At 72.3% G+C, this 24,067-nt stretch carries 7 protein-coding genes and 1 pseudogene; 2 read left to right on the forward strand and 6 right to left on the reverse strand.

The genetic code is table 11. The annotated features are described in order from the left end of the window. Positions 1–5: 5 nt before the first annotated feature. The 6 genes and pseudogenes from OG485_RS43860 to OG485_RS01170 all read right to left on the reverse strand — a co-directional run. Positions 6–1,376 (reverse strand): annotated as a pseudogene (locus OG485_RS43860) (type I polyketide synthase); the annotation flags it as partial. Next, entirely contained in the window at positions 1,360–17,391 is a 16,032-nt protein-coding gene (locus OG485_RS01150; RefSeq protein WP_328674186.1) for a type I polyketide synthase, read from the reverse strand. The gene OG485_RS01150 and the pseudogene OG485_RS43860, both read right to left, overlap by 17 nt. 121 nt (positions 17,392–17,512) lie before the next feature. Next, entirely contained in the window at positions 17,513–18,853 is a 1,341-nt protein-coding gene (locus tag OG485_RS01155) for a methylaspartate mutase (RefSeq protein WP_328663537.1), read from the reverse strand. Continuing rightward, positions 18,850–19,350, reverse strand: a complete 501-nt coding sequence (locus OG485_RS01160; RefSeq protein WP_328663539.1) for a cobalamin B12-binding domain-containing protein — start codon at positions 19,348–19,350, stop codon at positions 18,850–18,852. Before OG485_RS01160 ends, OG485_RS01155 begins: the two co-directional genes overlap by 4 nt. Continuing rightward, positions 19,347–20,594 (reverse strand): type III PLP-dependent enzyme, encoded by a 1,248-nt coding sequence (locus tag OG485_RS01165; protein ID WP_328663540.1) that lies wholly within the window; start codon positions 20,592–20,594, stop codon positions 19,347–19,349. Before OG485_RS01165 ends, OG485_RS01160 begins: the two co-directional genes overlap by 4 nt. Further along, on the reverse strand, positions 20,591–22,138 hold the full coding sequence (locus tag OG485_RS01170; protein WP_443048889.1) for an AMP-binding protein: 1,548 nt from the start codon (positions 22,136–22,138) through the stop codon (positions 20,591–20,593). The genes OG485_RS01165 and OG485_RS01170 overlap by 4 nt, the downstream gene beginning before the upstream one ends. A 246-nt stretch (positions 22,139–22,384) precedes the next feature. Between OG485_RS01170 and OG485_RS01175 the strand changes: the two genes are divergently transcribed. Then, positions 22,385–23,233 carry a mycofactocin-coupled SDR family oxidoreductase gene (locus OG485_RS01175; protein WP_328663542.1) on the forward strand — a complete coding sequence of 283 codons (849 nt, stop codon included), beginning with the start codon at positions 22,385–22,387 and terminating at the stop codon, positions 23,231–23,233. Positions 23,234–23,286: 53 nt separating this feature from the next. After that, a complete protein-coding gene (locus OG485_RS01180) occupies positions 23,287–24,060 on the forward strand; it encodes a class I SAM-dependent methyltransferase (RefSeq protein WP_328663543.1) in 774 nt (257 codons plus the stop codon). The last annotated feature ends 7 nt before the right edge of the window (positions 24,061–24,067 follow it).

Consider the following 24,067-nt stretch of genomic DNA (forward strand, 5'->3'; position numbering starts at 1 on the left):
GCGGCCGCCGGGGCCGGCGCCTGCTCGAGGATCACATGGGCGTTGGTGCCGCTGATGCCGAAGGAGGAGACACCCGCGCGGCGCGGCCGACCGGTGTCCGGCCAGGGGCGTTGTTCGGTCAGCAGTCGCACGGCGCCGGCCTCCCAGTCGACGTGCGGGGTCGGCTCGTCGACGTGCAGGGTCCTGGGCAGCACGCCCTCGCGCAGGGCCAGGATCATCTTGATCAGCGACGCGGCGCCGGCCGCGCCCTGGGTGTGCCCGAGGTTCGACTTGACCGAGCCGAGCCACAGCGGGCGGTCCGCAGGCCGGTCCTGTCCGTACGTCGCGAGCAGCGCCTGCACTTCGATCGGGTCGCCGAGCCTGGTGGCCGTGCCGTGTCCGTCGACCGCATCCACGTCCTGGTGGCCGAGTCCGGCCTGTTCGAGCGCCTTGCGGATGACGCGCTGCTGCGCGGGCCCGTTGGGGGCGGTGATGCCGCTGGAGGCGCCGTCCTGGTTGAGCGCCGCGGAGCGGATGACGGCGTGGATGCGCCGCCCGTTGCGGCGGGCGTCCGAGAGACGCTCGAGGAGCAGCATCGCGGTGCCCTCGCCCCAGCCGGTGCCCTCGGCGGCCGCCGCGTAGGACCGGCAGCGGCCGTCCCTGGAGAGGCCCTTCTGCTGGGTAAAGTACTGGAACGTCTCGGGGGCGGCCATCACCGTGACCCCGCCGGCCAGCGCGAGAGCGCATTCACGCTGGCGCAGGGAGCGAGCGGCCAGGTGGACGGCGACAAGGGAGGAGGAGCAGGCCGTGTCGACGGTGACCGCCGGCCCCTCGAGCCCGAGCGTGAAGGCAATCCGCCCGCTCACCAGGCTGCCGCCGGTGCTGGCGCCCTCGTACTCGTGGTACATGAGCCCGGCGAAGACCCCGGTGTCGCTTCCGTGCACCGACAGCGGGTCGATCCGGGCGTTCTCCAGGGTCTCCCACGCCGTCTCGAGGAGCAGGCGCTGCTGCGGATCCATCTCCTCGGCCTCGCGCGGCGAGATGCCAAACAGGTCGGCGTCGAAGTCGGCGGCGTCGTGCAGAAAGGAGCCCTGGCGGGTGACGGACGTCTTGGGCCCGCCCTCGGGGTCGTAGAGCGCCTCCACGTCCCAGCCCCGGTCGGTGGGGAAGTCGGTGACACCGTCACGACCGTCGAGGAGCATCTGCCACAGGTCCTCGGGGCACTCCACACCACCCGCGAAGCGGCAGGCCATGCCGATGACGGCAAGCGGTTCGACGGCCGCCTGTTCGAATTCGTCCCTCTGTCTGCGCAGCTCTTCGTTGTCGATCATGGAGGCGCGCAGCGCCGCCACTATCTGGTCGACTTCCATCGTGTCCGCCTCAGCCTTCGTCGCCATTGGAGTCGGCGGCTCCCAGAGCCGCCCGGACCAGGTCCTCCACCGCCATGTCCTTGAGGGCTCCCGCGTCGGGCCTGTCGTCGTCCGGCGCGGGTCCGCCCCGGTCCGGCACCCGGGCCGCCGGACCGGGGCTGGGCGGCGCCAGTTCCTCCAGCAGGAAACGCGCCAGGGCCTCGGAGTTGGGGTAGTCGAACATCAACGTGGCGGGCAGCCGGATGCCGCTGGCCTCGGCGAGGCCGTTGCGCAGTTCGATGGCAGCCAGCGAGTCGAGGCCCAGTTCGGTGAAGCCCCGTCGGACGTCGATCGCGGCAGGCTCGTCGTGCCGGACCAGTGCGACATGGACGCGTACGAGATCCAGTACGGTGCGCAGCCGCTCCGTCTCGTCGAGGCCGGCCAGGGTCTCGGCCAGGCCCGGCTTCGGCTCCGCCTGTGGCGCCTGCCCGGCCTGCGGGGCGGGCCGGGCCGGGCCGCCCGCGGGGCGCGGGGCGATGCTCGTGATGTCGCGCAGCAGGGCGGGCGGTTCGGCGGTCCGCAGGGTGCCGCGGTCGAGCCCGAGGGGGGCGAGCAGCGCCTCGTCGACGGTGAGGGCCAGGTCGAACAGGGCGAGGCCGTCGCGAGGGTCCATCGCCGGGATGCCGAGCCGGCGCTGTCGTTCGACGACGGCGTCGCCGAGTGCGGCGGCCATGCCGTCACCGGCCCACAGGTGCCAGGTCAGCGCGGTGGCGGGCAGTCCCTGGGCCCGACGGTGCCGGGCGAGCGCGTCGAGGAACACATTGCCCGCGGCGTAGGAGGCCTGGCCGCCGTTGTCGAAGTACCCGGTGGTGGAGGAGAACAGCACGAAGGCCTTCAGGTCCAGGTCCCGGGTGAGTTCGTGCAGATGCCAGGCCGCGTCGGTCTTCGGCCGCAGAACGGCGGCGACGCGATCGGCGGTCAGCGAGGTGACGAGGCCGTCGTCGACGACGCCTGCGGCGTGCACGACAGCGGTGAGCGGGTGCGCGGCGGGCACGGCGGCAAGGACGTCGGCGAGCGCGCCGCGGTCAGCCACGTCGCAGGCGGTGACGGTGACCTGGGTGCCCAGCGCGGCCAGTTCGTCACGCAGTGCCGCGGCGCCAGGTGCCGTCGGACCTCGGCGGCTGGCCAGCACCAGGTGCCGTACGCCGTGTTCGGTCACCAGATGCCGGGCGACCAGTGCGCTCAGACCGCCGGTGCCGCCGGTGATCAGCACGGTCCCTGTGGCGTCCCACGGCAGCGGGACGGCGTGGCCCGGCTGTGGCGCGGCCAGCCGCTGGACGTGCGATCGGCCCGCTCGCAGGGCGAGTTCGCTCTCCCCGGCGGCGGCCGCGGCGGCGACGACCCGCGCCGTGGCCTCGGTGCCGTCGGTGTCCAGGAGTACGAACCGGCCGGGGTTCTCCGCCTGGGCGGCGCGGACCAGGCCCCACACCGGTGCCTGTGTGACATCCGGGTCCTCGCCTTCGAGGACCACGACCGCGCCGCGGGTGGCGATCACCAGCGTGGAGTCGGCGAACCGCGGTTCGGCGAGCCACTGTTGGACCGCAGCGAGCACCTCCAGGGTGACCTTGCGGCTGCCTTCGCCCGCAGGGCCGGAGCCGGTCTCGACGGTGAGCAGGACGTACGGCGGGACGGGCGCCGCGGTGGTGTCGCGCACCGCGTCGAACGGCGGCAATGTCACGCCGTCCGGGGTGAGCGCGGGGCCCTGAGGCCAGGTGAACCGGAACACCGAGGCCTCGGTGTCCTCGGCCGGCGCCGCTAGGGCCTGCGGGGCGGCGGGCCGGGAGATCAGCTTCTCGACGGTGGCGACCGGCTGCCCGGCGGCGTCGGCGAGGTGCAGCCGGGTGACGTCGTCGCCGCCAAGTCGGCGCAGGTGGACGCGGAGGGCGGTGGCACCGGCGGTGTGCAGGGTGATGCCGCTCCAGACGAACGGCATCACCGTGTCGGCGGAGCCGTCCAGCAGGTCGACGTGGCTGGCCGCGTCGAGCAGTGCCGGGTGCAGCCCGAACCGGGCGGCGTCGGCGTGCTCGGACGGCGCAAGGGCCACCTCGGCGAACACGTCCGCACCGCGGCGCCAGGCCGCCTTCAAACCCTGGAAGGCCGGTCCGTAGCCGTAGCCTCGGGCGGCGAGTTCCGCGTAGGCGCCCGCCGCCTCCAGCGGTTCGGCGCCGGGCGGCGGCCACTGCGCCAGATCGAACTCCGCCGCGGCCTTGTCCGGCCGCACGGAACCGGACGCGTGCCGCACCCACACCCCGCAGGAGCCCTCCTCGCGGGAGTGGATGGTCACCGGACGCGTTCCGGAGGCGTCGGGGCCGCCCAGGACCACCTGGAGCTGGACGCCGCCGCGCGCGGGCAGCTCCAGCGGCGTCTCCATCGTCAGCTCGTCCAGCCGGCCGCAGTCGGCCTCGCCGCCGGCCCGGAGCGCGAGTTCCACGAACGCGGTGCCCGGCAGCAGCCTCCTGCCGCGTACCACATGGTCGGCGAGCCACGAGCCCGCTGCCGCCAGCCGACCGGTCAGTACCGCGCCGCCGTCCGGCAGCGACAGGACCGCGCCGAGCAGAGGGTGTCCGGCGTCGGCGAGACCGAGTCCGGCCGCGTCGGTGTCCGCGGGCTCCTGCGGTGTGAGCCAGAAGTGGCGCTTGTCGAAGGTGTACGGCGGCAGGTCGACCCGCCGCGCCCCCGGATACACGGCGGCCGGGTCGGGCCGCGCGCCGAGTGCCTGCAGCCGGGCCAGCGCGGCCGTGATCTCGCGGGCCTCGGGCCGACCGCGTCGCAGGGTGGGCACGAACTCCGCGTCCGGGGCGGACTGCTGCCCCATCGCGGTCAGCACCGCGTCCGGGCCCAGCTCTACGAACGTGCCGACCCCCGCGGACTCCAGGGCCCGCACGGCGTCGGCGAAGCGGACGCCTTCGCGGACGTGGCGGACCCAGTACTCCGGGTCGGCCAGCTCCTGTCCGGTGACCGGGGCTCCCGTCAGGGCGGAGACGACCGGGATCGACGGCTCGCCGTACGACAGGTCCTGCGCGACCGCACGGAAGGCGTCCAGCATCGGCTCCATCAGCGGCGAGTGGAAGGCGTGCGAGACCTTCAGACGGGTCGTCCTGCGGCCCAGTGCGGCGAACCGGTCCTTGATGCGCAGGACTTCGGCCTCGGCGCCGGAGACGACCACCGCGGTGGGGCCGTTGACCGCGGCGACACCGACCCCGCCGGTCAGCAGCGGACGTATCTCCTCCTCGGTGGCCTGCACGGCGACCATCGCCCCGCCCTCCGGCAACGCCTGCATCAGCCGGCCCCGTGCGACGACCAGCCGCGCCGCGTCCGCCAGGGACAGCACGCCGGCCACGTGGGCGGCCGCGATCTCCCCGATCGAGTGCCCGGCCAGCCAGTCCGGTCCGATCCCCCACGACTCCACGAGGCGGTACAGCGCCACCCCCACGGCGAACAGGGCGGGCTGCGCGAACTCGGTCCGGTTCAGGTCCAGTTCGCCCGAACCCCACATCACCTCGCGCAGCGGCAGATCCAGTTCGGCGAGGACGGCGTCGAATGCCTCCGCGAAGACCGGGAACGCCTCGTACAGTTCCCGGCCCATGCCCGTCCGCTGCGCGCCCTGCCCGGTGAACAGGAACGCCATCAGGCCGTCGGAGCGGTCCCGGGCGGTGGTGCTGCCGGGCCACGGGCCGCCCTGTGCCATGGCCAGCAGGGCGCGCAGCACCTCGTCGCGGTCCGCGGCGGTCAGGGCGACCCGGTGGTCGAGCGCCGCGCGTGAGGTCATCAGGGAGGCGGCGACGTCGATCAGGCGCAGTTCGGGGTCGGCCTCCAGGTGGGCGCGCAGTCGCTCCGCCTGGGCGGGCAGGCTCTGCGCGTTCTTGGCAGTGAGCAGGAGCGGGAGTACAGGCGGAACGGTGCCGCCCGCTCCCTCGTCCGGGGCGGCCTGCGGCGTCGGGGCCTGCTCCAGGATGACGTGGGCGTTGGTGCCGCTCAGGCCGAAGGAGGAGACGGCCGCCCGGCGCGGTCCCGTGCGCTCGGGCCAGGGCCTGCCCTCGGTGAGCAGCCGCACCGCACCGGCCGACCAGTCCACGTGCGGCGACGGCTCGTCGACGTGCAGGGTCCTGGGCAGATAGGCGTGGTGCAGGGACATGACCGCCTTGATCACGCCGCTGACGCCTGCCGCGGCCTGCGCGTGCCCGATGTTGGACTTGATCGAGCCGAGCCACACCGGCCGGTCTGCGGGCCGGTCCTGTCCGTACGTCGCAAGCAGCGCCTGCGCCTCGATCGGGTCGCCGAGCCGGGTCCCCGTGCCGTGCCCCTCGATCAGGTCGATGTCGGCTGGGCCGAGCCCGGCGGCGCGCAGCGCCTCTTCGATGACGCGTTCTTGGGAGGGGCCGTTGGGCGCGGTCAGGCCGTTGCTCGCACCGTCCTGGTTGATGGCCGAGCCCCTGATGACGGCGAGCACCCGGTGGCCCTTGGCCCGCGCGTCGGAGAGGCGCTCCACGGCGAGCAGTCCGATGCCCTCGGACCATCCGGTGCCGTCGGCCGCGGCGGCGAACGACTTGCAGCGTGCGTCGGGCGCCAGGCCGCGCTGCCGGCTGAAGTCCACGAAGATGTCCGGGGTGGGCATCACGGTGACGCCGCCCGCGAGCGCCATGTCGATCTCGCCGTGGCGCAGCGCCTGGCACGCCATGTGCAGGGCGACCAGCGACGAGGAGCAGGCCGTGTCGACGGTGATCGCGGGGCCCTCGAGTCCGAGCGTGTAGGCGATGCGCCCCGAGGCGATGCTGCCGGCGCTGCCGTTGCCGACGTAGCCGGCCAGGTCGTCGGGTATCGGCCCGGCCTGGGTGCCGTACTCGTGGTACATCGACCCGACGTACACGCCGGTGCGGGTGCCGCGCATCGTGGTGGGGTCGGCGCCGGTCCGTTCAAGGACCTCCCACGCGGCTTGGAGGAGCAGCCGCTGCTGCGGGTCCATCGCGAGCGCCTCGCGCGGCATGATGCCGAAGAACTCCGGGTCGAACTCGCCCGCGTCGTGCAGGAATCCGCCCTCGACGGTGTAGGTGCGTCCGGGGGTGCCGGGGTTGGGGTCGTAGAGGCGTTCCGGGTCCCAGCCGCGGTCCTGCGGGAACGGGGTGACGGCGGTGCGCTCCTCACGGAGCAGGCGCCACAGGTCGTCGCTGTCCCGTACGCCGCCAGGGAAACGACAACTGATGCCGACGATGACGACGGGGTCGTCGTCGGTGCCGGGAGCCGCCTCAGGCACGGTCCGGCCGAGTGCCGGGCGCGGGTCAGCCGCGACCCCGGCTCTGTCCTTGATGAGGGCGGCGACGGCACGGCAGTTGGGGTGGTCGAAGACGAGCGTGGCGGGCAGCCGCAGACCGGTGGCATCGCTCAGGGCGTTGCGCAGCTCGACGGCGGCGAGGGAGTCGAAGCCCAGCTCACGGAACGCCTTGTCGGGGCTGACCGCGTCGACACCGCTGTGTCCGAGGACGGCGGCGACCCTGGTGCGGACCAGCACCAAGACGGCACGGTCGCGTTCGGCCTCCCCCAGTCGGGCGAGGCGGGCGGCGTACGTGTCACCTGTGCCGTCGCTGCCGGTGCGGGCCGCGCGGCGCCCGGCGCCGCGGACGAGGCCGCGCAGCAGCGCGGGCAGCGCGTCGGTCCTGGCGTTCAGTGCGGCGCGGTCGATGCGGAGCGGGCTGAGCTGATGGGCACCGGTGACGAGGGCCGCGTCGAACAGGGCGAGGGCATCGTCGGCGGCGAGGGCGGGCAGGCCGAGTCGGCGCATCCGCTCCCGGTCGGCGTCGGTGACGGCGCCCATGCCCGTGTCGACGTCCCACATACCGAACGCCAGCGCAGTGGCCGGCAGTCCGGCGGACGCGCGGTGGTGGGCGAGGGCGTCGAGGAAGACGTTCGCCGCCGCGTAGCTGCCCTGCCCTGCGGCGAGTACGGTGCCGCCCGCCGACGAGAGCAGGACGAAGGCCTTCAGGTCCAGGTCGCGGGTGAGCTCGTGCAGGTGCCAGGCGGCGTCCGCCTTGGGCCGCAGCACAGTGTCGAAGCGGTCAGCCGTCAGGGACGTGACCAGGCCGTCGTCGACGACTCCGGCGGCGTGCACCACAGCCGTCAACGGATACTCGGCCGGCACACCGGCCAGCACCCGCGCCACCTGCCCACGATCCGACACATCGGCCGCCACGACCGAGACCTCGGCCCCCAGACCCTGCAACTCACCAACCAGCTCCGCCACACCCGGCGCATCCCCACCCCGCCGACCCACCAGAACCAGACGCCGCACCCCGTGCACCACCACCAGATGCCGCGCCACCAACGAACCCAGACCACCCGTACCACCCGTCACCAGCACCGACCCCTCACCACCCCACAGCGGCCCCCCGCTCTCCCCGGGGACCTCGGGAACCAGCCGGGGTACGGCCAAGGAGCCGCCGTGGACGGCGAGTTCCGGCTCGGGCACGGCAGCGGCCGCGGCCAGGACGGCGAGGGACTCGTCCTGTCCGTCGGTGTCGAGGAGCGCGAAGCGGCCCGGGTTCTCAGCCTCGGCGGCCCGCACCAGACCCCACACTGGGGCCTGCGCCAGGTCGAGGGTGTCTCCGAGGCGGGCCGCGACACCGTGCCGGGTGACGATGACGAGCCGGGCGCGGGCGAACCGCTCGTCCGCCAGCCATGCCCGCGCCATCGCCAGGGCGCGGGCGAACTGGGCGCGCGCACCAGACAGGACGTCCTCTTCGGCGAGCGTGCGCAGCGGCACGAGCACCGCGTCGGGCACCTGTGCGCCCTGGTCGACCCAGGCGCCGAGCGCGGCGAGATCAGCGAACTCCGGTACGTCGTCGCCGAGTTCGGGAAGTCCCGGCAGTCGCACGACGGATCCGGCGGCGTCCGGGAGCGGCATCCGCGTCCACGACGTGCGAAACACGGCCGCGTCGCGGCGGCCTCCGGCCGCGGTGAGCTGCTCGGAAGTGACGGGGCGCGAGACCAGTTCCTCGATGGCGGCGACGGGCTGCCCGGTGGTGTCGGCCACCCACATCGCGGACCGTTCGTCGCCCCTCAACCGGCTGATGCGGACGCGTAGTTCGGTGGCCCCTGCGGTGTACAGCGTGACCCCGTTCCAGACAAACGGAAGCAGCGTGTCGCCGTCCGCCGCGCCGTCGGCGCCGAGCAGGTCGACGTGCATGGCGGCGTCGAGGAGAGCGGGGTGCAGCCCGAAGCGGGCAGCCTCCTCCCGCGCCCGCGGCTCGAGGGCCACCTCGGCGAAGACCTCGTCGCCGCGCCGCCAGGCCGCCTTCAGCCCGCGAAACGCCGGCCCGTAGCCGTATCCACGACCCGCGAGCGCCTCGTACGCACCTGCCACGTCCAGCGGCTCGGCACCAGTTGGCGGCCACTGTTCCAGATCGAACCCGGCGGCCGGTGCGGTACTCGGCGTCACCGAACCCGAGGCGTGCCGCACCCAGGAACCGGAGTCGCCCTCGGCCCGCGAGTGAACACTCACCGATCGGGCATCGGCCGCGTCCGGGCCGCCCACCACGACCTGTATCTGGACCGCGGCGCGTTCCGGCACCACGAGTGGCGCCTCGAGCGTCAGCTCCTCCAGTCGGCCGCACCCAACCTCGTCGCCCGCCCGCACGGCCAACTCCACGAAGGCCGTGCCCGGTAGCAGCACGCTGCCCAGCACCACATGGTCGGCCACCCAGGAACCGTCGGCCGACAGCCGTCCCGTCAGGACGACTCCCCCGTCGGATTCGGGTGCGCCGACCAGAGCGCCGAGTACCGGATGGTCCACCGGGGTCAGACCAGCGGCACCGACATCGCCCGCTGCCGGGCCGGTGGCGTCCAGCCAGAAACGGCTGCGCTGAAAGGCATAGGTCGGCAGGTCGGTGTCGAGCACGACGGCGGCGGAGCTGCCGAAGTAGCCCGCCCAGTCGACCGAGGCGCCCAGTGCGTCCAACTGCCTGAGCGCCGAGGTGACTTCACGTGTCTCGGGCCGGTTGCGGCGCAGCACCGGCACGAACTCAGCGTCCTCGGCGGACTGCTGTGCCATCGCGGACAGGACGGCGTCCGGGCCGATCTCCAGGAACGTGGTAACACCCCTCGCCGCCAACTCCCGCACGGCGTCGGCGAACCGGACCGTTTCGCGGACATGCCGCACCCAGTACTCCGGATCCGCCAACTCGGCCCCACCCACCTCAGCACCGGTCAGCGTCGAGACAATCGGGATGACAGGCTCACCGAACTCCACCTCCCGCGCCACCGCCCGGAAATCATCGAGCATCGGCTCCATCAACGGCGAATGAAACGCATGCGACACCCTCAACCGGCTCGCCTTACGCCCCAAACCCTCGAAGTACGCCTGGACCCGCAAGACTTCCGCCTCGACACCCGAAACAACCACCGCCGTCGGACCGTTCACCGCCGCGATACCGACACCGCCGACACCAACCAGCAGCGAACGCACCTCATCCTCCGCCGCCTGCACGGCGACCATCGCCCCGCCCTCGTCCAACACCTGCATCAACCGGCCCCGCGCCACAACCAACCGCGCCGCATCGACAAGTGACAGAACACCCGCCACATGCGCCGCCGCGAACTCACCGACCGAATGCCCCGCCAGATAATCCGGCCTGACACCCCACGACTCAAACAACCGGTACAGAGCGACCTCGATCGCGAACAACGCCGGCTGCGCAAACTCCGTACGACTCAGAACAAGCTCATCCGCACCCCACATCACCTCCCGCAACGGCACATCGATGACACCCAGCACCGCATCGAAAGCCCCCGCGAACACCGGAAACGCCTCATAAAGCTCCCGCCCCATACCAACCCGCTGCGCACCCTGCCCCGCAAACAAGAACGCCTGTTTCCCCGTGACCGCCTCCGTGATCCCGTCTCCCGCCGCGATCGCCTCCAGGGCGCGGCCCAGCTCCGCCCGGTCGGCGCCGAGGGCCACGGCGCTGTGGTCAAGGGATGCGCGTGAGGTCACCAAGGCCCTTGCGATGATGGCGAGTTCGTCGTCGGGGACGGTGTCGAGGTAGGAGCGCAGACGCTGTGCCTGTGCGACCACCGTCTGCGGAGTCTTGCCCGAGATCCGCCACGGCAGCACCGGCACGGAGGTGTGGGGGGGCTTGGGTCGCTGCTCTTCGCCGGCCTCCTCGATGATGACGTGGGCGTTGGTGCCGCTGATCCCGAAGGCGGAGACACCGGCACGGCGCGGCCGGTCCGGGTCGGCGGGCCATTCCCGGGTGTGGGTGAGCAGTTCCACCGCTCCGTCGGACCAGTCGACCTTGGAGGTGGGCTCGTCGACGTGCAGGGTCCGGGGCAGGGTGCTTTCGCGCATCGCCATGACCATCTTGATGATTCCGGCGACGCCCGCGGCGGCCTGGGTGTGACCGATGTTCGACTTGATGGACCCGAGGAACAACGGGGTGCCGCTCTCCGGGCGCGTCCTGCCGTACGTGTTGAGGAGGGCCTGAGCCTCGATCGGGTCGCCGAGGGTGGTGCCCGTGCCGTGCGCCTCCACCACGTCGACCTGATCGGGCGTCATATCGGCGGCTGCCAGGGCCTGTTCGATGACGCGTTCCTGGGATGGGCCGTTGGGTGCGGTCAGGCCGTTGCTCGCACCGTCCTGGTTGATCGCGGATCCCTTGATGAGGGCGAGCACCCGGTGGCCGTTGCGGCGAGCGTCCGAAAGGCGCTCCAGGAGCAGCATGCCCGCACCTTCGCCCCAGCCGGTGCCGTCGGCGGCCTCGGCGAACGACTTGCAGCGGCCGTCCGTCGCCAGGCCCCGCTGGCGGCTCATGTCGAGGAACGTGTCCGGGGTCGACATCACGCTGACGCCGCCCGCGAGGGCGAGCGAGCACTCGGAGCCGCGCAGCGCCTGGATCGCCCAGTGCAGGGCGACCAGCGACGACGAGCACGCCGTGTCGACGGACACCGCGGCGCCTTCGAGGCCGAAGACGTAGGAGAGCCTGCCGGAGAGAACGCTGGCGAGACTGCCGTTGCCGAGATACCCGGCCACCTCCTCCGGTATCTCCGTCATGCGGGTGGCCCAGTCGTGGTACATGACGCCGGCGAAAACGCTGGTGTCGGTACCGCGTACAGAACGGGGGTCGATGCCGGCGCGCTCGAACACCTCCCAGGTGATCTCGAGGAGAAGGCGCTGCTGCGGGTCCATGGCCAGGGCCTCGCGCGGGCTGACGCCGAACGGCTCGGGGTCGAAGTCGGCGGCGTCGTGCAGGAATCCGCCCTTGTTGCTGGAACTCTTGCCGGAGACGCCCGGCTCGGGGTCGTAAAGGCTCTGGTCCCAGCCGCGGTCGGTGGGCCAGGGGGTGACGGCGTCGCGCCCCTGGGCGACCAGCTGCCAGAGTTCCTCGGGCGTGCTGACGCCGCCGGGAAAGCGGCAGCTCATGGCGATGACGGCGATCGGCTCGTCGTCGCGGGCGGGGGCGGCGGGCCGGGTGGGCCGGCGGGTGGCCGTGGTGCCGTCGTCGGTGAGCCGGGCGGCGAGGTGCTCCGCGAGCGCCTTCGGGTTGGGGTGGTCGAAGATCAGGGTGGCGGGGAGCCGAAGACCGGTGGCTGCCTTGAGCTGGTTGCGCAGCTCCACGGCGGCCAGGGAGTCGAACCCGGTCTCTCCGAAGGCGCGGGTCGCGGCCACGTCGGCGGCGCTGTCGTGCCCGAGCACGGCGGCCGCCTGACGGCGGACCAGGTCGAGGAGTGCCTCGGTACGTTCGGTGGCGGAGAGCCCGGCGAGGCTGTGGGCGAGGGCGTCGGCAACGGGGACGCTCTGCGCGGTGGCGGCGAGGGGTCGTGCCGGTGTGCGCACGAGGCGGGACAGCAGCGGGGGCACCCCGTCGGGGCGGGCGGCCAGGGTCTGCCGGTCGACACGGACGGGCACGTGCGTGGGGTGGTCGCTCGTCAGGGCCGCGTCGAGGAGGGCGAGGTTGTCGTCGGGCCCGAGGGGTTCGAGGCCGAGCCGGGTGATGCGCCGCAGGGCGGCCCGGTCGAGACGGGCGCCCATGCCCCGATCGCCGGTCCACAGTCCCCAGGCGAGCGAGGTGGCGGTGAGGCCCTGGGATCTGCGGTGGTGGGCGAGGGCGTCGAGGAAGACGTTCGCCGCCGCGTAGTTGCCCTGCCCTGCGCCGTCGAGGTATCCGGCGGAGGAGGAGAAGAGGACGAAGGCCTTCAGGTCCAGGTCGCGGGTGAGCTCGTGCAGGTGCCAGGCGGCGTCCGCCTTGGGCCGCAGCACAGTGTCGAAGCGGTCAGCCGTCAGGGACGTGACCAGGCCGTCGTCGACGACTCCGGCGGCGTGCACCACAGCCGTCAACGGATACTCGGCCGGCACACCGGCCAGCACCCGCGCCACCTGCCCACGATCCGACACATCGGCCGCCACGACCGAGACCTCGGCCCCCAGACCCTGCAACTCACCAACCAGCTCCGCCACACCCGGCGCATCCCCACCCCGCCGACCCACCAGAACCAGACGCCGCACCCCGTGCACCACCACCAGATGCCGCGCCACCAACGAACCCAGACCACCCGTACCACCCGTCACCAGCACCGACCCCTCACCACCCCACAGCGGCCCCCCGCTCTCCCCGGGGACCTCGGGAACCAGCCGGGGGGCGAGCAGGCGACCGTCCCTGACGGCGAGTTCGGGTTCGCCCGCGGCAGCCAGGGAGGCCAGCAGGGCCGGGTCGTCGTGGCGGGCGCCGGCGTCCAGGTCCGCCAGCACGATCCGGCCGGGATGCTCGGACTGCGCGGCGCGGACCAGTCCGGACACCGGGGCCTGGGCCAGGTCCACGATGTCCGCCGTGGACGTGGCCGCGGCGCCACGGGTCAGGACGAGGATCGGGGACTCGGTGTCGTCGTCGGCGAGGCGTTCGCGCAGCTGGTCGAGGACCTGGCCGAGGACGGCGCGCACCGCTTCGGGCAGGTCGGCCGCTCGCGTGGGTGTCATGACGGGGGCGACGACGGCGGGCGGGCGGCGGTCGTCGCGCTGGCCGGTCGGCCCCACCTCGTACCAGTCGAGGCGCATCGGCAGTTCGGTGTGCACGCGGCCGGAGCGCAGCGCGTCCTCGTCCAGCGGACGCGAGACGACCGCGTCGACGCGGGCGACGGGCGCACCGGTGCCGTCGTACAGGTGCAGCGCGGCGGCGTCGGGGCCGTCGGGCAGGATCCGTACGCGTACGGAAGACGCCCCGCGCGCGTACAGGGATACTCCGGTCCAGCTGAACGGTACCCGGGTGGCGGCGACGGCGGGCTGGTCGACGGCGAGGTCGGTGGAGTGCAGTACCGCGTCGAGGAGCGCGGGGTGGAGGGTGAACGCGGCCGCGTCGGCGGCCACGTCGGCGGGCAGCTCCACCTCGGCGTAGGCCGCGTCACCCGCGCGCCACACGGCACGCAGTCCGCGGAAGGCGGGGCCGTACTCGTAGCCCTGACCGGCCATCCGCTCGTACAGGCCAGTGAGGTCGACGGGCCGAGCCCCGGCCGGCGGCCACTGGCCGTGGCCGGGCAGCGGGGCCGGGGCGACGGCCGCGTCGGGACCGGCGACGGCGGTGGCATGCCGGGTCCAGGGCGCGTCGTCCGGGGCCGACTCGGGGCGGGAGTAGAACGTCAGGTCACGGCGGCCGGTGGCGTCGGGTGCGGAGACGACGACTTGGAGCAGCACGGCGCCCGTCCGGTCGAGGACGAGCGGAGCCAGCAGGTTCATTTCGTCGATCTGCTCGCAGCCGACCTGGTCCGCGGCCTGCACGGCGAGTTCGACGAAGGCGGTACCGGGCAGCAGGGTCGCGGCGGCGATGCGGTGGTCGGCCAGCCAGGGCTGGGCGGGGACGGACAGGCGGCCCGTGAGCACGGTGCCGCCGTCGCCGGCCAGCGGGACGGCCGCGGCGAGCAGCGGGTGGTCGAGTGCGAGCTGCCCGTGCGCGGTGGCGTCACCCGCCGGGGCGGGGGCAGCGAGCCAGAAGCGGCGGCCCTGGAAGGGGTAGGTGGGCAGGTCGACGTGGTGCGGGCTTATGGGGTACAGGGCGGCGAAGTCGACCGCAGCGCCCCGTACGTGTGCCTGGGCGAGAGCCGACAGCAGTTCGTGGACGGCGTCTTTTCCGCGCCGCTGCGCGGCGAGGAAGGCGAGGTCGTCGCCGCCGTTCTCGTCGGCGACGGCGGCGCGGGCCATCGCCGACAGCACGGCGTCCGGGCCGAGTTCGAGGAACGTGGTGACACCGGCGTCGCGCAGGGCACGCGTCCCGTCGGCGAAGCGTACGCTCTCGCGGACGTGGCGGACCCAGTACTCGGGGGAGCAGAGTTCATCGGCGGTGGCGATACGGCCAGTCACGTGGGAGACGACGGGGATCGTGGGCGGCCGGTAGTCGACGACGCCGGCCACCCGGCGGAACTCGACGAGCATGGGCTCCATGAGCGGGGAGTGGAAGGCGTGCGAGACTCGCAGCCGCTTCGTGCGGCGTCCCAGGTTCTCGAAGTGGGCCTGGACGCACGCCACTTCGGTGTGGTCGCCGGAGACGACGACGGCGTCGGGACCGTTGACCGCGGCGATGCTCACCCGCTCGCCGAGCAGCTCACGTGCCTCGTCCTCCGTGGCCTGCAGGGCGACCATGGCGCCGTCGGCGGGCAGGGCCTGCATAAGGCGTCCGCGCGCGGCGACGAGGATGGCCGCGTCCGCCAGGGACAGGACACCGGCGGCGTGCGCGGCGCTCAGCTCGCCCAGGGAGTGCCCGGCCAGGAAGTCGGGGCGCAGGCCCCACGACTCCACCAGCCGGAACAGGGCGACCTCGAGGGCGAACAACGCGCACTGTGCGTACTCCGTGCGGTCGAGCAGCGCGGCGTCGGCGGAGCCCTCGGGCGCGAACATCACGTGCCACAGGGAGCGTTCGAGCTGCAGGTCGAGATGGCCGATGGCGGCGTCCAGGGCCCGCCCGAACACGGGGTAGGTGTCGTAAAGCTCCTGGGCCATGGCCGGGAACTGGCTGCCCTGGCCCGTGAAGAGGAAGGCGAGCAGGCCGGGCCCGGCCGTCCCTCGGGTGACCGTCCGGTCGGGGGTGTCGTCGGCGACGGCGGTCAGGGCACGCAGCAGGTCGTCGCGGTTCTCCAGGACGACGACGGCGCGGTGCCGGTGCACGGCCCGGGTAGTGGCCAGGGCCCGGCCGAGCGCGGCGGGAGAGACGTCGGTCCGTGCGTGCAGCAGGTCCGCGAGGCGGTGGGCCTGGGCGCGCAGGGCGTCCTCGCTGCGGGCGGAGAACGCCAGGGCCGCCACAGGCCCGGGCGTCTCGTCCGCGGCGGGTCCCTCGGGGATTTGGGTGGCCGTCGGGTCTTCCCGAGGCGCCTCCTCCAGGATGACGTGGGCGTTGGTGCCGCTGATGCCGAACGAGGAGACACCGGCCCGGCGGGAGCCGGACGCGTCGGGCCACGGCATCTCTTCGGTGAGCAGCCGGACGGTGCCCGCCGACCAGTCGACGTTGGGCGTGGGCTGGTCCACGTGCAGGGTGCGGGGCATGACCCCGGCCCGTATCGCCATGATCGCCTTGATCACGCCGGCCACGCCCGCGGCGGCCTGGGTGTGGCCGATGTTCGACTTCACCGAGCCCAGACGCAAAGGCCGTTCGGCGTCGCGGCCCTGTCCGTACACGGCGATGAGGGCGCTCGCCTCGATCGGGTCACCCAGCGTGGTGCCGGTGCCGTGCGCCTCGACCAGGTCGACATCACCGGCGCCCAGACCCGCGTCGGCGAGGGCGGCGCGCACCACCTGCTGTTGGGCGCGGCCGCTCGGCGCGGTGATGCCGTTGCTGGCGCCGTCCTGGTTGACGGCCGTGCCCTTGACGACGGCGAGGACCCGATGGCCGTTGCGGCGGGCGTCGCGGAGCCTTTCGAGGACGAGGATGCCGACGCCCTCGGCGAAGCCGGTGCCGTCGGCGGCGGCCGCGAACGGCTTGCAGACTCCGTCGGGAGCCAGGCCGCGCTGGCGGCTGAAGGCGCTGAACGTGCCGGGGCCGCCCATGATGGCGACGCCGCCGGCCAGGGCGAGGTCGGACTCGCCGGCGCTCAGCGAGCGCACGGCCAGGTGCAGGGCGACCAGGGAGGACGAGCAGGCGGTGTCGACGGTGAGCGTCGGGCCCTCCAGGCCGAGGGTGTAGGCGACGCGGCCGGAAATGACACTGGGGGCGTTGCCGGTCAGCAGATAGCCGTCGAGTCCGTCGGGCGCCTCATGCAGCCTGGGGCCGTACTCCTGCGGCTCGGCGCCGATGAACACGCCGGTGCGGCTGCCGTGCAGGCGGTCGGGGATGACACCCGTGCGCTCCAGCGCCTCCCACACCGTCTCCAGAACGAGGCGCTGCTGGGGGTCCATGGCCAGCGCTTCGCGCGGTGAGATACCGAAGAAGTCGGCGTCGAAGTCACCGGCGTCGGCGAGGAATCCGCCGTGCCGTACGTAAGTGCTGGCAGGGGTCTGCGGGTCCGGGTCGTAGAGCCCTTCGAGGTCCCAGCCCCGGTCGGTGGGGAAAGGGTCGACGACGTGCCGGCCGTCGGCGACCAGCCGCCACAGCTGCTGCGGTGAGCGGACGCCGCCGGGATAGCGGCAGCCGATGCCGACGACGGCGATGGGCTCGTCGGCATCGGCCCGGCGGGCGACGGGCATGGTGCCGTGATCGGCCGGAGCGTCAAGTCCGAGCAGTTCGGTGCGCAGGTGGTCGGCGAGGGCGGCCGGGGTGACGTGGTCGAAGCCGACAGTGGGCGGCAGGGCGAGGCCGGTGGCGGCGCTCAGCCGCTGCTGCAGCGCGACCAGGGCGAGAGAGTCCAGGCCCTGTTCGCGCAGCGCCCGGTCCGCGGAGAACGGCTCAGTCCGCTCCGGGCCGGCCGGCCCCGCAGCGTCCTGGAGGACCTGCGCGGCGACAGTGCACACCAGGTCGAGCAGGTGGCGTACTTGCTCGCTCGGGGGCAGCGACTCGAATCGGGCACGCTCTAGGTGAGAAACAGGGCTTCCGTGCCCGCTCATCCGCATACTCCACACCCTGTTCTGGTGACATCGCAGAAGACTGGATCAGTGAATGGCCGGTGACAGAACCGGACTTGCGACTCTAGGTCGACGCAAAGGGCTCCCCCACCCCTATCCGCCCCTACCCCGGCCCTTCATTCAGGGCGAGTTCAGCAGAGCGCGGGTGGGTGGGGTCGTCGTAGACGGAGCGCAGGTGGAAGAGGTCCTCGAGCAGCTCAGCCGAGCCGGTCCTGCGGGCCGTGGCACGCTCGGCGATGCCCCGCAGCGGCAGGTTGCCGAGTTCGCTCCAGCGCAGCCGGCCGTCGGTGTCGATGCGGCTGCGGGCCCGGCCCGCGTTGTCGGGGTGGACGCAGTAGGGGATGTCGAGGAGTCCGCGGCGGAACGCGGCGAGCAGTGCCGCGCCGACGTCGTCGTGCAGGTCGAGGACCGTGTCGACCAGGGCGCGGGCCTCGGTGTAGACCTGGGACTCGGCGGGCTCGTGGCCGGCCGCGGCGTCCAGGGCCACGGCCCGCGCCACCGCGCCCGCGTGCTCCAGCGCCTGCACGTTCTCGGCGATGGTGGGAATGCGGTGTGCCTCGGCGACCGTCTTGACGATCAGGCGCGGCGCACCGCTGGTGACGGCGAGCGCGGCGGCCTGTCCGAGCAGGCGCCGGGCGCCCTGGGGGGTCTGCGGGTAGACCCCCATGTACGCGTAGACGACGATGTGCCAGTTCGGTGTGGGCAGCAGCTCGGCGCACAGCCGGCGCAGCGCCAGTACGGCTTCGTGGTCCTGTCCGATGTCGGTCTGCTGGGCGTAGCTCAAGGACAGCGAGCGGATGCCGTGCTGGGCGAAGAAGAGCGCTTCGAGCAGGCTGATCGCCACGAGCTGCGAGGGCGGGCACAGCTGGCCCAGCATGCAGCCGCCGAAGGTCTCCAGGTGCGGCTCGACGCCGGTCTCGCGCAGCCGGGAGTACATCTCGCAGCACTGGCGCCAGTTGCGTACGGATTCGTCCAGGGGCGTGCGCCCGTACGGCAGGCAGTACGACACCGGACCGCCCTCGGTCGCGTTCAGGCCCAGTCGGATCAGAGCGCGGAAGATGTCGATGGGGACGGCGGAGCCGTGGCGCACCTGGACCGGGAAGCCGTCGTCGCGGACGCCGCCGAGCAGTGCGGCCGTGGTGGCCACGGGGTGGCTGACCAGGGGGTACCCGTTGAGGTCTGTGCCCTCGCGCAGCGCGGTCCGCACCGCGGCCAGGTCGCCCACCCTCGTGTAACTGTCGAGTGTGAGCGTGCCGACGGTGGTGGCGGCGGCTCGCTTGGTGGCGAGGAGCCCGCGGCGCATCCCTGCCGGATCGCCGAAGCCCATGCGCGGTTGGACGACGAGGCGGTCGCGGGCTCCCCTGTGGCGTACGAACGCGCCGAAGTCCGGCGGGGCCTGGAGGGCGGCGGCGCCCAGCCCCGGCAGGGGCAGACCGTGCGTCATACGCCGATCCTGAGCGGGCCCGGTTCGGGCACTGCGGTCAGTTCGGCCCGCTGGACGGTGGTCAGGAAGCCGCGGAAGGAGGCGCTGGGGTCCTGGCCGTCCTCGAAGACCGCGTCGAATCCGGCGCGGGTCAGTTCACGCACCCGGCCGGCGCAGTCCGGTCCGTCGGTGCCGAGTTTGCCGCCGATCACGACAGGTGTCCGCGCGAGCGGTGCCTGGGAGCGCAGCGCCCGGATCGCGCGGATGCCGTCCTGGTAGCCGTGCCCGTTCACGCTGCTGATCACCACCATGTCGGGGGCGATGGCGGCGCATTCGGCGACCAGCAGCTCGTCGGACACGCACGGGCCGAGGTTGACCACGTCGTATCCGCATTCCTCGATGAGCAGTTGCAGGTAGACGAGATTCCAGGTGTGCGCGTCGGAGGCCAGTGAGGAGACGATCACGGTTCCTCGACTGCGCTGGGGTGTGCCGTGGGCAGGCACCGCTTCCGTGCTCACGGGGCCGCTCCTGTCGCGGGGTTGCGCACGTGCTCGATGCGCGTCGCGGACACCACCTCGCCACCGCTGACGGCGACCTCGACCGGCGCCGGACGCCCCAGGAACATCAGGAGGCTGGCGGTCGGACCGTAGGCGCCGGCGTTGGCCACCTGCACCAGGTCACCCGCCGTCAGGCCGGCCGGGACATCGATCTGCCGGCCCAGGACGTCGCCGGGGGTACACAGCGGTCCGGCCAGCGTGGCCTTCTCCGTGGTCGTGCCGACGGCGACATCGACCGAGACGGGGAGGAGGCGGCCGAGCCCGGACATGCCGCCGAAGGTGTTGATGCCCGCGTCGAGGACGACGAACTTCATGCCGCGGCTGACCTTGACGTTGCTGACGCGGGCGACGAGCGTCCCGCTGTCGCCGGACAGGTAGCGGCCCGATTCCACGGCCAGCCGGGGGCTGCCGGAGCGCCAGTTCGGGAAGTGCAGATCGAGGGCGGCTTCGAGTTCGCCTCTCAGCTTCGGGTAGCGGGCCCGCTCGCCGTGCTGGGCGTAGGGCGCGGAGAACCCGCCCCCGATGTCGAGGAGTTGCAGGGGGATGCCGAGGTCGTCCTGCACAGCCGCCGCCACGGCGAGGGTGTGGGAGAGCTCGTCGATCAGCGCGGCCTCGTCGCGGGCGTTGCTCTGGGAGAACAGGTGCAGGCCCCGCACGCGGGTGCCGGGGGTGGCGCGCAGTGCGTCGGCGAGGTCGCCGACGGTCTCGCTGTCGATGCCGAACTGCGTGGGAGTACCGGTCATCCGGATGCTGGTGGTGGCGCTCGCCGAGGCGCTGTTGATGCGCAGCAGGCAGTCGGCGACCGTTCCTTGGGCCCGTGCGGCGGCGCCGATGTGCCGCAGGTCGGACAGGGACTCCGCGGAGAAGGTGCCCACGCCCGCGGCGACGACCTCGGCCAGCTCGCCGGGGGTCTTTCCCGGGCCGGTGTAGAGGATGTCGGCGCCCGCGAAGCCCGCGGCCCGGGCGGCGGCCAGCTCGCCGGTCGAACTGATCTCGGCCTTACAGGCGGGGCCGTCGCCGTCGCGCAGGGCACGGGCCAGGTCGGGATGCGGATTGGCCTTGAAGGCGTAGAACACCTCGAAGCCGTTTGGCAGCCAGCCGAACAGGTCCCGCCGTGCGGCGCGGACCCGGTCGAGGTCGTACACGTACAGCGGGGTTCCGTACTGAGCGGCCAGTCGGCCCGGATCGGTGGAGGCGGCGCTCATTTCGCTCCTCCGTCGGGCAGGTCGAGCAGTCGGGCGAGTTCCTGGCGGGAGTTCTTGCCGTGCTGGGTGAGCGGGAAGGTGTCGAGGACCCGGCAGACGGCTGGCACCTTGGCCGGCTCCAGGCGCCGGGCCATTTCCTTGCGCAGCACGCCGGGTGTCAGGTCGCCCTCGACGAACAGCGCCAGGTCGTGCGTGTCGCCGGGGGGAACCGCGGCCGCCGCGCGGACACCGGGCACGTCCAGCGCGGCGGCCTCGATCTCCAGTGTGCTCATGCGGATTCCCTTGCGTTTGAACATGTCGTCGCGGCGCCCCTCGAAGTAGAGGTAGCCGTCGGCGTCGAGTCGGCCGTAGTCACCGGTGTGCAGGCGGGGCGCGCCCGTGACGGGATCGGAGCGGAAGGCGGCCGCGGTGACCTCGGGGGTCTTCCAGTAGCCGCGCATCACGTGCGGGCCGACGGCGACGATCTCGCCCACCTTGCCGACGGGGACCGGGCGCCCCTCGGCGTCCATGATCAGCACCTGCGTTCCCGGCAGTGGAAGTCCCACGGATCCGGGGCGTTCCGTGTCCGCCTCGGGCGGCATGACGGTGATGCGTTTGGCCTCCGTCTGGCCGTACTGGCGCACCACCTTGGCACCGGGGAAGTGGGCGCGCAGGGCTTCGATGGTGGCCTGGGGCAGGGCCGCGCCGGTGTTGGTGAACATCCGCACCGGGGCCTGCTCGGCCCCGTCCCGCGCGGCCAGGGTGACGATCATCGTGGCGAACGAGGGGACGAGCGGAACGACGGTGACGCCGGTCTCCCGCATCCAGCGCAGGATCGTCAGGTCCGACTCCCGCTCGGCGAGGACGACTTCGCACTGGACGGCGCAGGTCATCAGGACCTTGTAGAGCCCGTAGTCCCACGACATGGGGAACCGGCACAGCACCACGTCGTCACCGCGGTAGCCAAGGGCTTGGGTCAACGCCCGCGAAGCGAAGGTCACTTGGGCGTGAGGGCAGACGACGGCCTTGGGTACCGCCGTCGAGCCGGAGGTGTAGACGAGGGTCGCCACGTCGTCGGGACGCACCTGGGGGTCGGTGAAGTCGGCGCCCTGGGTGCGGAGTTCCTCGACGCGGGCCCACAGGACGCTCACCGGTTCCACGGCTGCGGCGCCCGCCTCGGCGAGCGTTCCGGCGCTCGTCTCGTCCCCGATGACCAGGACTGGCTGGGCGTTGTCCAGCACGTGGCGCAGGTGGAACGCCTTCATGGCCGGATTGAGCGGGACGAAGACCGCTCCGCACCGGGAGGCGCCGTAGAACATGGCGGCCAGCTCCCGGCCGGTCGGCACCTGCAGCGCGACGCGGTCGCCGCGGCGTACCCCGTGCTCCCGGAGCCACCGGGCGAACGCCCGGCTGTAGGAGGCCAGTTCGCGGTAGCTCCAGACGCCGTTCGCGTCACGGACCGCGGCGGCATCCGGCGCCTTCGCCTCGGCGTCGTTGAGGAGTTGGTGCACGAGTTCGCCCCGCGCCGACGACTCGACGCGTATTTCGTCATTCTCATCTGTCAGTTGCACGTGGCCGACCAACTCCGCGCCCTCCGCCTCATTGAAATCTGTGGGCCGGTACTGGGAAACAAAGGTCCGTAAACCCCCGGCGTCACGGTATGCGAGTCCCGGTGCAATCCCCACCCCTATCTCCCGCTCAGGGGGCGGCCGGCTCATGCTTAGGGGTGAGAGGCGTGTTGCGATCCCTGCCAACGCCTCAATAATGAGAACGTATTTGATTCCACGGACCGTGCCGAAAAAGGAGGGCCGATGGGCCGACTGACAGGAAAAGTAGCAGTAATAACCGGGGCGGGGCGAGGTCAGGGGCGCAGCCACGCGGTGCGGCTCGCCGAGGAAGGCGCGGACATCATCGCGATCGACCTGTGCGAGGACATTCCCATCGTGGAATACCCGCTGGCGAGCGCCGAGGATCTGCAGGAGACCGTCCGTCTCGTGCAGAAGACGGGGCGCCGCGTGGCCGCGCACCGGGCCGATGTCCGTGACCGTGCCGCGCTGCGGGCCGCGATCGACGCGGGGGTGGCGGAGCTCGGCCGGCTCGACGTCGTGGTCCCCAACGCCGGCATCCTGCCCATCGGCGCGGGCCGCCCCATCGCCGCGTGGGCCGAGACCGTCGACATCAACCTGTCCGGTGCTGTCAACACCGTGCATGCGGCGTTGCCGCACCTGGGCGAGGGCGCGTCCGTCGTCGTCATCGGCTCGATCGTCGGACTCCAGCCGGGGCACGGCGACGTGTCGCAGGCCGGGCCCGGCTTCGCCGGCTACCGCTTCGCGAAGCACTCGCTCGTCGAGTACGTCAACACGCTCTCCCAGCTGCTGGCCGCCCAGCACATCCGGGTCAACGCCGTGCACCCGACGAACGTCGACACACAGATGCTCCTCAACGACGCGGTGTACCAGGCGTTCCTGCCCGACAAGGAGTCCCCGACGCTCCAGGACGCCATGCCGATCTTCACCGGTATCCAGGCGATGCCGATCCCCTACGTCACCCCGGACGACGTCTCGCACGCCGTCGTGTACCTGGCCTCGGACGAGTCTCGCTATGTCACCGGCCTGCACCTCAAGATCGACGGCGGAGCCCAGGTCAAGCTCGGTCTGTAACATCGCGCCGCGTCAACAGCCTCCGGGCCGAGCCGAATTGAGGAAAGGACCTCATGAGCGAGAAGAAATTCACCGACCCGAAAATTGTGCCGCACGAGTCGGAGCAGGAGCGCTATGTACGTGAGCAGCTCACCAAGCTCTTCGTGGAAAGCCCGATACCCCCGAAATATTTGATCGACAATTTGCCGGTGTACCTTCGACGCCACCAACTCGCCGACTTGCTCAGCATGGACGCCCTGTACCGGATGCTGCCAGAAATTCCGGGAACCATCATGGAATTCGGTGTCCTGCACGGCCGGCATCTGGCCACGCTTACCGCGCTGCGCGCCATCTACGAGCCGTACAACTCTCTGCGGCGCATTGTCGGCTTCGACACGTTCACCGGATTCCCCGACGTCGAGGACGTGGACCGGGTCAGCACCAGTGCGACGCCGGGCCGGTTCGCGGTGCCCGACGGCGAGGTGGAGCACCTGCGCGAAGTACTGGCCGCCCACGAGGCCGGCGAGGTCTTCGGTCACACCCAGCGTTCCTTCGTGGTGCAGGGCGACGTACGGGAGACCGTGCCCCGGTACCTGGCCGAGAACCCGGAGACCGTCATCGCGATGGCCTACTTCGACCTGGACCTCTACCAGCCGACCAAGGAGCTGCTCGAGGCCATCAAGCCGTATCTGACCAAGGGCAGCATCCTGGCCTTCGACGAACTGGCCCATCCCAAGTGGCCGGGTGAGACCACCGCGCTGCGCGAGGTGTTCGGCCTGGACCACGCCCCGCTGCGGCAGCTGTCCACCCGCGAGTCGCCGGTGATCTACATGAAGTGGGGTGAGTGAGGCCGCA

Origin of the sequence: Streptomyces sp. NBC_00328, from assembly GCF_036139655.1 — a bacterium.
In the GTDB taxonomy this organism is placed as follows: domain Bacteria; phylum Actinomycetota; class Actinomycetes; order Streptomycetales; family Streptomycetaceae; genus Streptomyces.

Bases quoted from the DNA above. Each gene is read 5' to 3' on its own strand.
- OG485_RS01150 (WP_328674186.1), bottom strand. From the start codon at position 17,391: ATGAGCGGGCACGGAAGCCCTGTTTCTCACCTAGAGCGTGCCCGATTC.
- OG485_RS01155 (WP_328663537.1), bottom strand. From the start codon at position 18,853: ATGACGCACGGTCTGCCCCTGCCGGGGCTGGGCGCCGCCGCCCTCCAG.
- OG485_RS01165 (WP_328663540.1), bottom strand. From the start codon at position 20,594: ATGAGCGCCGCCTCCACCGATCCGGGCCGACTGGCCGCTCAGTACGGA.
- OG485_RS01175 (WP_328663542.1), top strand. From the start codon at position 22,385: ATGGGCCGACTGACAGGAAAAGTAGCAGTAATAACCGGGGCGGGGCGA.
- OG485_RS01180 (WP_328663543.1), top strand. From the start codon at position 23,287: ATGAGCGAGAAGAAATTCACCGACCCGAAAATTGTGCCGCACGAGTCG.